Consider the following 9,306-nt stretch of genomic DNA (forward strand, 5'->3'; position numbering starts at 1 on the left):
CCCTCAGGCCACCAGGGCCGACCAGGTGAAGGCCAGGCCGATGCCCATCAGCAGGCCGGCGGCGATGTTGACCGCACCGCTGGAGGCCCTGCGGCGCCAGCGACGGACGGCGGTGAGGGCCACCAGCAGCAGCAGGCTCTGGCTCACCAGCAGACCGACGAGATAAAAGGCGATCGGGGTGGGCTCCCAGCCAAGGACGGCGCCGCTGAGGGCGTAGCCGTGCAGCAGGAAGGCGGGCACCAGCACGGCCGGGGGCAGGCGCCGGGCCAGCACCAGGCCGGTGAGGGCCACCGAGAGGGCCACCAGCGGCTCGATCCAGGGGAAGCCCGGCAGGGCCAGCCCCAGGGCGTTACCCACCAGTCCGCAGCCCAGCAGGGCCAGCACCCAGCGGAAGGGCTGGACGATGCCCACCAGGCCGATGGCCAGCAGGAACAGCAGGTGGTCGGGGCCCAGGATCGGGTGGGCCAGGCCGCTCAGCAGGCCGGACACCACGCCCGGCTTCATGCCGGTGAGATCCATCAGGTGGTGGGCCGAAGCGGGAGCCGCCAACAGCAGCGGCAGGCCGCACACAGCGACCAGGGCGAGGGGCAGGACGCCGCGCCGCTTGGCCAGGGAAGGCAGATTCATGGATGATCTCCGGTCCTCGCCGGCAGGAAAGTTGTCGTGGGGGGTGAGCGTTCTGACTGAGGATGCCGGGGCGGGCCACGGTGTCCATCACAGCTGCGGGACAGCGGCGGACTTGGGTCACCCCGCACCGCCTTTCCTCCTTGCGTCCTCCCCGTGAAGGGGAGGAACCTCCTGCGGCCCATCCTCCCCCCTTACCGGTCAGAAGCTGCGGTCATCGGGCGGCAACGTCACTGGCTGCGGGCACAATGGGTGGACGGTTCCCGGGGTTCACCTCCGGGAGGAAACGAGGAAAGTCCGGTGCACGGCAGGGTTCTCCCTTCCATCATTCCGGCGCTGTCCCGCAGCTGTGATGGGGTCACCCTCAGCCAGAACGCTCGCCGTGAACCGTTCCTTCCATCCCGGCGCGGACCGGGAACCTCGATGACCCACTTCTCCCGTCTGCGCTCCTGGACCCTGCTGGGGGGCGTCGCCGCCCTCGGTTTCGTGCTCGTCGGCCAGCCGGCCCAGGCCCATGGCCTGGCCCACGGCGGCCTCGGCTACGGCTTCCTCCACCCGATCACCGGGGTCGACCACCTGCTGCTGCTCATCGGTGTCGGCGCCGCCGCCTCCTATGTGTCGGCCCAGCTGCTGCTCTGGGGCCTGGCCGGTGCGGTGCTGGGGGGCCTGGCCGGGGCCATGGGCTTCACCATGCCCTTCGCCGAGGTGCTCGCCGCCCTGGCCATCTCGGCGGTGGCGCTGCTGATCCTGAATGCCCATCGCGAGGGCCGCAGCCCCGGTCTGGCCTTCGGCGGCGGTCTGGTGGCCGCGGCGGTGGCCCTGCACGGCGCCCTGCACGGCGGTGAGGCCCCTGTCGATGCCTCGGCCTTCGGCTGGTGGGCCGGTGCCCTGGTGGCCTCGGTGCTGGTCAGCGGTGGCTCCTTCCTGCTGATGCGCCGCCTTCCCCTGGCCTGGACCAACCGGCTGGCCCTGCTGCTGGCCGTGCTCGGCGGCGCCCTGGCCCTCGTTCCCCTGGCGGCTCAGGCCGGCTGAGGCCCACCGAGCAGGGCCGCCGCCAGCGCCAGGGCCCCCTGGCAGGCATCGCCGGCGGCCCCCACCAGCCGGCTTCCCGGCAGGGTCAGGGCCAGGTTGCGGGCGAAGGGGACCCGCAGCTGCTCCAGATGGAGCAGCGCCCCGCCCATCGGGCACACCGCCGGCCCCACCAGATCCAGGCCCCGGGCCACCCCCGCCACCATCGCCGCCAACGCCCCGGCGTTGTGCTCCATCACGACGACGGCCTGGGGGTCGCCCTCCGTCGCCAGCCGGTCGAGCACCGGCGCCAGCCGGGCAAAGCCGGCAGCGCCGAAGCCGTCGGCCACCACCAGCGCCTTGAGCCGCTGGGGAGACCCCGGATCGTCCGGGTCCAGATTCAGGGCCTCCCACAGGGCCCGCCGCAGCGGGGTTTCGGGGAGGCGGCCATCGGCCATCTGCAGGCTCAGGGCCAGGCCGTCCCGGCCGATGTCCATGGCCGAACCGGCCCCATCCAGCAGCCAGCCCCAGCCGGCGCAGCGGTGCTCGCGGCCACTGCCGTTGCGGCCCACGGCGATGGTGCCGGTGCCGCTGATCACCACGATGCCGGCGCCGTCGGCGAACGCCCCGCGCAGGGCGGTGCGCTCGTCGCCGGTGACCGCCACCCGCTCCGGGGCCAGGCCCAGGGCGATGGCGGCCAGCTGGCGCCCCTGCTCCTGCACCGCCGTGCCCTGCTCGATGCCGCTGGCCCCCACGGCCGCCGCCACCAGCGGGGCCGTGCCGGCGGGCTCGCCGGAGTCGACCACATGGGCCCGGGCCCGCGCCAGGCTCTCCCGCAGGGCGGCCCCGAAGCGCTCGGGTCCCTCCGGGGCGGCCAGGTGGCAGACGCCGGGGCCGTCCCCTTCGCCGACCACCGGGCCCACCCCCGGCGCCACGCCTTCGGCCGCCAGCGCCAGGCGGCAGGTGGTGTGGGTCTGACCGGCGTCGAAGCCGGCGATCAGTCGCATGGCGCTGGATCCGCCGCCGAGGCGGCGAGGGTGGCCAGGCTGAACAGACCGATCAGCTGCACCTCCGGGCGGAAGAAGATCGTGTCGGTGAGGCCCTGCACCCCCAGCCCCGCGAACACGGCCACCGCCGCCAGGCAGGGCAGGGCCAGGGGGGCGCTGCTGCGCCACTGGCCCAGGCCCACCTTGACGGCGCTCAGCAGCAGGCCCAGCCCCGCCAGCAGCCCCGGAATGCCGGCCTCCACCAGCAGCTCCAGGGGAATGGAGTAGGCGCTGAGGGCATTGAACTTGGGCTGCTGATACAGCGGATAGATCAGGTTGAAGGCGCTGTTGCCGGGGCCGATGCCGATCCAGGGACGGTCCTGGATCATCGCCAGGGCGGAGGTCCAGACATTGATGCGGAAGTTGTTGGAGCTGTCCTCCCGGCCGGCCACCAGGCTCATCACCCGCACCCGCAGCGGCTCCACCTGGGTGACCAGCAGCACCAGCACCACGGTGGCGCCGGCCAGCAGCAGCAGGGGGAACAGGCGTCGCCACAGCGGCGGCCAGTCGCGGGTCTGGCGCAGCACCAGCAGCAGGCCCAGCAGGCCGAGGGAGGCCACCATGCCCATCCAGGCGCCGCGGCTGTAGGTGAGCACCAGGGTCACCAGGCCCAGCACCAGGCTGGCCAGGGCGAACAGACGCCGGCCCCGTCCCTTCCAGCGCAGCAGGGCCACCACGGCCAGGGGCAGGATCGGCAGCAGGTAGCCCCCCAGCAGGTTGGGGTTGTCCAGGGTGCTGTAGATGCGCACCGTGCCTTCGGCCACGGAGTTGTTGTCCGACCAGCGGGCCAGGGCTCCGGGGGCCTCGTAGAGCTGGCGGATGCCGATCACGCTCGTGATCAGTTCACCGGCCAGCAGGGCACCGACGAGCCGGTCCCACCACACGGGGGCGGAGGCCAGCAGCTGGCGCATCAGGGCGTAGACGCTCAGGTAGCTGAGCAGCTTGAACAGTCCCACCAGGGCGGCCTTCGGCACGGGCGAGAAGCCGGTGGCCACCACGGCGATCGCGATCACCAGCAGCAGCCAGATGTTGATGGCGCCGAGGCGGCCCGGCGGGGTGCGCAGGGCCCAGACGACCCAGAGCAGGGCGGAGGCGGCGATCAGCAGGCTGAGGCCGGAGCGGGTGACCAGGGGCAGCCCGGCCATCAGGGCGCAGAGGATCCAGCCCGCCACCAGGGGCAGGTGGGCGCCGAGTCGGCCGGCGGGCAGGCCGGCCAGCAGCCCCTGCCAGCGCAGCAGCAGGGGCACGGGAGCTGGGGCAGGCACCATCAATCCGCTTCAGCGTCGAGGGGATTATCGGTGCCGCTGGTGGTGGGTTCCAGGTGGGCTTCCAGATCGGCCAGTGGCGGCAGGGGGGCGTTGTTGCGGCGGAAGAGGCTGCGGTGCACCGGCAGGCCCCCCGCCAGCACCTGGCCTTCCCGTTCGGTGGCCACCGGCAGGGGATTCCGCTCGGGGCCGCACTCCTCCGGCCCGGCCAGCTCGAAGGCGCCGCTGGCCTCCACCAGCTGCCGCATCGGGGCGATCAGGGCCTCCACATCGCTCTGCAGGAACAGGGTCCGGCCGGGGGCGAGGGCCGCGGCGATCGCCAGCAGCAGGGCAGGCTGCAGCACCCGCCGCTTGCGGTGGCGCAGCTTGAACCAGGGGTCGGGGAACTGCAGGGTGACCAGCTCCAGCTGCCCGGGGCTCAGCAGCGCCAGCCACTCCGGCAGGTTGACGTTGGCGTTGCCGTAGAGGAAGCGCAGGTTGGTGAGCCCGTCCCTGCGGCGGTCGTCCTCGGCGGCCTCCACCAGGGGCCGGCGGATCTCCAGGCCGAGGTGGTTGCGCTGCGGCGCCTGGGGGGCCATGGCCAGCAGGAAGCGGCCTCGGGCGGAGCCGATATCCAGATGGAGGGGCAGGGAGGGATCGGCGAACAGCTCGACCAGTGGCGGCAGGGGCCGCGCCAGCTGGTGGATCCGGCTGAGGGGATTGACGTGCTGACGCACCATCAGAGCGCTGTGGCGGTGCCCCCGGGCGGGTCGTTGGGCACCAGGAAGCCCCAGCTGGCGGTGTAGCCGTGCAGGTGGGTGGTGCCGCCCACCGGGCCGATCTCACCGTTGCAGAACAGGCCGGCGATCGGCACGGTGCCGAACACCTCGCGGCAGAGGCTCACATCCCCGTCGGCCTCGCCGTAGAGGCCTTCGCCCCGGCCCAGGCAGGCGAACAGGAAGGCGGCCAGGGGCTCGCTGCGGCGCCGGGCCTGGCCGGCCAGCAGCTGGCGGGATTCGTCCCGGGAGGCATCGGCATCGCGGAGCTGGAACTGCACCTTCTGGCCCACCCGCATGCGTTCGCCCACCGCCACCGCCCCGTTGCGGGGGTCGACACCGATCAGGTTGCGCACCAGGAAGGAGCCGGGCGCCTCCGCCACGGGGGTGAGGTCGGCGCTGGGGAGGCTGAAGTCGCTGCGGCCGACGCCGAGGAACAGGGAATGCTTCACCTGCTCCCGCTCGGCCGGGGTGAGGTCGACGAGGATCGACTGCAGGGCGGCCACGGGGCTGTTGCGGGTGCTGCCGCAGCTCACCTCGATCACCACGTTGCGCTGGGCCTGCTCCACCTCCAGCACCGGGCCGATCGGCCGGCAGCCCTGGGCCACCAGGGGATCGAGCCGCCAGGCGCCGCTGATCAGGCAGCCCACCGCCCCGTTGCGGACCGTGTCGGCGGGAGTGTTCGGGGCAGCGGTGCCGCTGTCGAAGAGCAGGGAGCCGTGGGCGGCGCTGTGGGGGCCGGCGATGCCGCCCACCTTGGTGGTGTTGGGATAGGCGTAATCCAGGCCGCTGATCAGGTCGTTGATGGCGGTGCCGGTGGGATCAAGCAGCAGCAGCATCGACTGGCCGCCCTCAAGTTCGCCCCCCACCCGCTCCCGCCAGGGCTCGGCCGGACCATCAAGGTCGGGCAGGGAGGTGGTGTCGATGGCGAAGGGATGGAGGCTGGCGCCCGGAAGCCGCAGCAGGGTGACCGTCAGGGCCGGCTGCTGTTCGATCTCATGGGGCGCGCCCGCCGGATCGGTGCCCACCACACCGCCGCCGACGCAGCCCAGCCAGTGGGCGGCGCTGAGTTTCTGCTGCAGCAGGGGCAGCAGGCGGGGCAGGTCGCTGGCGTAGCTGGCGGAGGCGAACACCAGGGCCAGGTCGGCCTCACCGGCGCCCCGGAGCTGCTCGAACACCTGGTTGACGGCTTCCTGGAGCGAGGGATCCCGGCCGAGGGCGGTACGGCACCAGGGGGCGTCGGGACGACGCTGCAACCAGGGAAAGGAGGGGAGGGAACCCATGGACGGACCCTATCGCCTGGGGGGCACACGGATAATGGCGCCTTACCGAACCGAGCGGACGTGCCGGAACAGCTCTATCGCTCCCTGGTCTGGCTCGACGTGCGGCTGGGAATGCTGTTCGCCGTTGGGCTGCCGCTGGTGCTGCTCGTCTGGGCGGTGCTTCGCAAGGAGCAGGCCCTGGTGCGGCTGATGGGCCTCTACTGGAAGGTGGCCAGCCTGCAGCTGATCGCCCTGCTGCTGCTCACGGGCAACCGTCCCACCGGCTTCCTGCTGCTGGTGCTGGCGCCGCTGCTGGTGGTGGCGGCCCTGTGGTTCTGGGTGGATCTCAACGAGGAGCTGGCCGACATGCCCCCCTGGCGGGCCCTGCCCCTCACCCTGCGCATCTGGCGCTGGAGCCTGACGCTGCTGTCCCTGGGCGGGGCGAGCCTGGCGGTGACGGCCCTGCCCTGCATGGGTGGCGCCGGTGCCGGCCTGAGCCTCTGCCGGGCCTGGCTGGAGGCGCCCCAGGGTCTGCACGGCGTGGTGGCCCGGGTGTTCGCCTTCGTGTTCGGCGGCGAGTGGACGACGGGGGTGGCCGCCTTCGTCGGCTATGCGGCCCTGGTGGCCTATGTGGTGGGTCTGCTGCAGTGGCTGGTGGTGCGCCTGCCGCGCCTGGGCCGGGTGGCCGGCGAGTTCTGAGCTGTTCTTCGGTGCTGTCCCCCATGACCGACACCACGCCCGACGCCGCCTCCCCCTCCGTTGCGGCCCTGCTGGCGGCGCTGGAAGTCATCAGCCGCGAGCGCCCCGACCGGGTGCTGCGCCTGGTGGGCACCCTGCCGCTGCCGGAGCCGGATCCCGCCGGAGCGGGGGAGGAGCCCTTCGAGCTGCTGATCTTCCGCGGCTTCTCCAGCAGCGTCACCCACCCCACCGCCTTCGACCCCGACCAGCCGGCCCTGCCGGCGTCGGCCCGCATCGCGGCGGCCGAACTGCTGGCCGGCCCCCTCAACCCCAGCGACGAGCGGCTCCTGGCGGGCCCGCTGCCGGCGGCGACCTATCTGGATGCGGGGGCCTGGGAAGGAACGGCAGGGGGCTGATTCGGCGACCTGCCCGGTGGCGGCGAGGAGGCCATCATGGATTGGTCGCCAACTGCCGTTGGCGGATCAAGAGACAACGAGGACATCCCGGCCATGCCGTGTCTCCCTTCTCATGGCCGCGTTGATTGCAACCTGTGCTTTGAAGGCAAGCCAGTCGTTTTCGACAAGACGCAACGTACCCAGGGTGATTGGCGCATCACAAACAACCCACTTGCCTGGGGAAGCACCACTCCTGAAATCGTGGTCCTTGGCTTCTCAAAGGGACCGCGCCAAGCGGGTTCCCTGGCCAGCACACCGCACGACGCGATTGCCTTCAAGGCGAGTCGTGGAAACGTAGCCAAAATTCTCGCCCATCTCGGTCTGCTGCCAGGGGTGCCGATGGAGAGGGGTGGTCGGGCCGTGGATGAACTGATTTCAGACCCATCAGGCCGCTTCCATTTTGGCTCCCTGGTGCGCTGCACGGTCGAGCGTTTCGACAGGAAGTCGGCCTGTTGGAAGGGATCTGGCGGTGGCATGCTTGATCAGTTTGTGGCCCTGCCGTTTGGACACGCCGTGGCCACCAGTTGTGCCACCCGCTTCCTCGGCTCCCTCCCCGAGGCGACGAAGCTCATCGTCATGTTTGGCTTGGGCACTGGCCTCAACTATGTCGACGCAGCCATGAAGATCTTCGGGTTTGCCCGGCCCGGAGAGTGGCGAAAATTGAATGATGTGAGTTATACGGATGGGAGGGTCGTTGTGGTTCATGTCGAGCACTTCGCCTCCCAAGGCTCTTTGATCCCTGACTGGCTTGGACTGACCAACAAGCCCCGCGCGCGCCTTGGGCGCCTAGCTCAGGAGTCCGTTCTGGCCGCCCTAGGGCAAGAGACGGGCATCCTTTGAGCAGCGGCACAAAATGCATTGGGTATCAACTCCCTCTTGAACTTGAAGCGTTACTGATGATCCCGCATTTCCGACTGGCCCGCCCCGTGACGGATCTGCACCGCACGGAGGTGCTGTACGGTGAGGGTCTGGGGCTCACGCGTCTCGACCACTTCGACAACCACGACGGCTTTGACGGGGTGATGCTGGGAGAGCCGGGCGGAACGTATCACTTTGAATTCACTTACTGCCGTACCCATCCCGTCGCTCCATCACCCACACCGGAAGACTTGCTGGTGTTCTTTATTCCAGATCGGCAGGACTGGCTGAGGCGCTGTGAAGCAATGCAGGCGGCCGGTTTCATGGCCGTGGCCTCCCTGAATCCCTACTGGGACAAGGATGGGCGCACCTTTGAAGATCACGACGGCTATCGGATCGTGCTGCAGGGCGCACCCTGGGATGGGGGAGCGGCGGCAACGGCGGCGATGTAGGGCTCCTGGCGGGCCTCGGTAGAGTCGCCGCCAGTGAGCCCACGACGCGTTTGTTCCTGCCAGCCCTTCGATTCGTGCTTCCCCTGGGCGGTCTGGCGCTGGCCCTGGCCCTTCCTTCGGCGGCCCGGGCCGGCAGCTGTGAAGACAGCTTCGCGCAGAAGGGGAACCCCCTGTCCGGAACGCGGTTCAGCGCCGAAGTCACGGTCGATGCGTTGACCGTGCCGGTGGCGATTCGCCAGCTGCGCGGCATCGCGGCCACCCGCGGCTACGACATCCTCAGCGAAGAGGCGGACGACGGCAGCATGCTGCTCGAGCAGCCCCGATCGGGCGCCGCCCGGCCGTTCCCGATCATCGCCACCGCCCAGGCGGAGCAGGCCGCCGCCCGGGTGAAGCTGGAGGCGAAGTTGCCGGCGGGGATGCTGGCGGGGGCCGGTGGGGCGCGCACCGAACTCTGCGCCATGTTGAACGCCGTCAAAGGTGGCGCTGAAGGCATCGCGGCGGCGGAGCGGAGCGCCGGGGCGGTGTCATCGGCGGCGCCGGTGGTCATTGATGCCCTGGTGCTGTCCCAGCAGATTTCCCAGGAAGCCGACACCAACGCCGCCTCGATTCCCTCCCGCTACCAGGGCAAGACCTTCACGATCAAGGGTCGGGTGGCCCACGTCGCCAAGGATGGCGGTGCCTATCGCATCGCCTACGACATTCCCAATTCCACGAACGATCTGGCCATCAGGTTCGGCAAGTTCCGCTTCCTCACCCAGATCAGCTGCCTGGCCGCCAAGGGCCAGGGCGCCTATGCCCTCTCGTTGCGGACCGGCCAGGGCATCCAGCTGACGGGTCAGTACAAGGACTACGACCCGGCCCGGCACGTCATGTGGTTCGAGGGTTGCCGGCCGGTCGATTGAG

At 70.8% G+C, this 9,306-nt stretch carries 11 protein-coding genes and 2 riboswitches; of the genes, 6 read left to right on the top strand and 5 right to left on the bottom strand.

Going from position 1 to position 9,306, the window contains the following annotated elements; translation table 11 throughout:
- Nucleotides 1-3: 3 nt before the first annotated feature.
- Nucleotides 4-627, bottom strand: a complete 624-nt coding sequence (locus tag KUG38_RS08395) for a HupE/UreJ family protein (RefSeq protein ID WP_216920593.1) — start codon at nucleotides 625-627, stop codon at nucleotides 4-6.
- A 25-nt stretch (nucleotides 628-652) separates the two neighbouring features.
- Nucleotides 653-814: riboswitch (cobalamin riboswitch) on the bottom strand.
- A 50-nt stretch (nucleotides 815-864) separates the two neighbouring features.
- A riboswitch (cobalamin riboswitch) is annotated at nucleotides 865-1,023 on the top strand.
- 24 nt (nucleotides 1,024-1,047) lie between these two features.
- Between KUG38_RS08395 and KUG38_RS08400 the strand changes: the two genes are divergently transcribed.
- Nucleotides 1,048-1,656, top strand: a complete 609-nt coding sequence (locus KUG38_RS08400) for a HupE/UreJ family protein (protein ID WP_216920595.1) — start codon at nucleotides 1,048-1,050, stop codon at nucleotides 1,654-1,656.
- On the opposite strand, the gene KUG38_RS08405 is transcribed toward KUG38_RS08400, so the two are convergent.
- Genes KUG38_RS08405 through KUG38_RS08420 form a run of 4 tightly spaced genes read right to left on the bottom strand, consistent with a single transcriptional unit; the run spans nucleotide 1,644 to nucleotide 5,981 of the window.
- Nucleotides 1,644-2,639 (bottom strand): BadF/BadG/BcrA/BcrD ATPase family protein, encoded by a 996-nt coding sequence (locus KUG38_RS08405; RefSeq protein WP_216920597.1) that lies wholly within the window; start codon nucleotides 2,637-2,639, stop codon nucleotides 1,644-1,646. The genes KUG38_RS08400 and KUG38_RS08405 overlap by 13 nt on opposite strands.
- Nucleotides 2,630-3,946 carry an IctB family putative bicarbonate transporter gene (locus tag KUG38_RS08410; protein ID WP_216920599.1) on the bottom strand — a complete coding sequence of 439 codons (1,317 nt, stop codon included), beginning with the start codon at nucleotides 3,944-3,946 and terminating at the stop codon, nucleotides 2,630-2,632. Before KUG38_RS08410 ends, KUG38_RS08405 begins: the two co-directional genes overlap by 10 nt.
- Nucleotides 3,946-4,659: a tRNA (guanosine(46)-N7)-methyltransferase TrmB gene (trmB, locus tag KUG38_RS08415; RefSeq protein WP_216920694.1), complete on the bottom strand. Its 714-nt coding sequence runs from the start codon at nucleotides 4,657-4,659 to the stop codon at nucleotides 3,946-3,948. The genes KUG38_RS08410 and trmB overlap by 1 nt, the downstream gene beginning before the upstream one ends.
- A gap of 2 nt (nucleotides 4,660-4,661) precedes the next feature.
- Nucleotides 4,662-5,981 (bottom strand): FIST signal transduction protein, encoded by a 1,320-nt coding sequence (locus tag KUG38_RS08420; protein WP_216920601.1) that lies wholly within the window; start codon nucleotides 5,979-5,981, stop codon nucleotides 4,662-4,664.
- A 60-nt stretch (nucleotides 5,982-6,041) separates the two neighbouring features.
- Here KUG38_RS08420 and KUG38_RS08425 point away from each other — a divergent pair, with 60 nt between their 5' ends.
- From KUG38_RS08425 to KUG38_RS08445, 5 genes are read left to right on the top strand one after another with little or no spacing between them, the layout of a single operon-like run.
- A complete protein-coding gene (locus tag KUG38_RS08425) occupies nucleotides 6,042-6,659 on the top strand; it encodes a DUF3177 family protein (protein WP_216920604.1) in 618 nt (205 codons plus the stop codon).
- Nucleotides 6,660-6,682: 23 nt separating this feature from the next.
- Nucleotides 6,683-7,054, top strand: coding sequence for a DUF7734 family protein (locus tag KUG38_RS08430; protein ID WP_094585854.1), 372 nt, complete (start codon nucleotides 6,683-6,685; stop codon nucleotides 7,052-7,054).
- A gap of 36 nt (nucleotides 7,055-7,090) precedes the next feature.
- Nucleotides 7,091-7,933 carry a hypothetical protein gene (locus KUG38_RS08435; protein ID WP_216920606.1) on the top strand — a complete coding sequence of 281 codons (843 nt, stop codon included), beginning with the start codon at nucleotides 7,091-7,093 and terminating at the stop codon, nucleotides 7,931-7,933.
- Between the two features lie 56 nt (nucleotides 7,934-7,989).
- Entirely contained in the window at nucleotides 7,990-8,403 is a 414-nt protein-coding gene (locus KUG38_RS08440; RefSeq protein ID WP_216920607.1) for a VOC family protein, read from the top strand.
- 50 nt (nucleotides 8,404-8,453) lie between these two features.
- Nucleotides 8,454-9,305, top strand: a complete 852-nt coding sequence (locus KUG38_RS08445; protein WP_286195791.1) for a hypothetical protein — start codon at nucleotides 8,454-8,456, stop codon at nucleotides 9,303-9,305.
- Nucleotide 9,306: the final 1 nt, after the last annotated feature.

Source organism: Synechococcus sp. CCAP 1479/9 (assembly GCF_019038535.1).
In the GTDB taxonomy this organism is placed as follows: Bacteria; Cyanobacteriota; Cyanobacteriia; order PCC-6307; family Cyanobiaceae; genus Cyanobium.

Bases quoted from the DNA above. Each gene is read 5' to 3' on its own strand.
- KUG38_RS08410 (WP_216920599.1), bottom strand. From the start codon at position 3,946: ATGGTGCCTGCCCCAGCTCCCGTGCCCCTGCTGCTGCGCTGGCAGGGG.
- KUG38_RS08430 (WP_094585854.1), top strand. From the start codon at position 6,683: ATGACCGACACCACGCCCGACGCCGCCTCCCCCTCCGTTGCGGCCCTG.
- KUG38_RS08395 (WP_216920593.1), bottom strand. From the start codon at position 627: ATGAATCTGCCTTCCCTGGCCAAGCGGCGCGGCGTCCTGCCCCTCGCC.
- KUG38_RS08405 (WP_216920597.1), bottom strand. From the start codon at position 2,639: ATGCGACTGATCGCCGGCTTCGACGCCGGTCAGACCCACACCACCTGC.
- KUG38_RS08400 (WP_216920595.1), top strand. From the start codon at position 1,048: ATGACCCACTTCTCCCGTCTGCGCTCCTGGACCCTGCTGGGGGGCGTC.
- KUG38_RS08435 (WP_216920606.1), top strand. From the start codon at position 7,091: ATGGATTGGTCGCCAACTGCCGTTGGCGGATCAAGAGACAACGAGGAC.
- KUG38_RS08440 (WP_216920607.1), top strand. From the start codon at position 7,990: ATGATCCCGCATTTCCGACTGGCCCGCCCCGTGACGGATCTGCACCGC.
- KUG38_RS08420 (WP_216920601.1), bottom strand. From the start codon at position 5,981: ATGGGTTCCCTCCCCTCCTTTCCCTGGTTGCAGCGTCGTCCCGACGCC.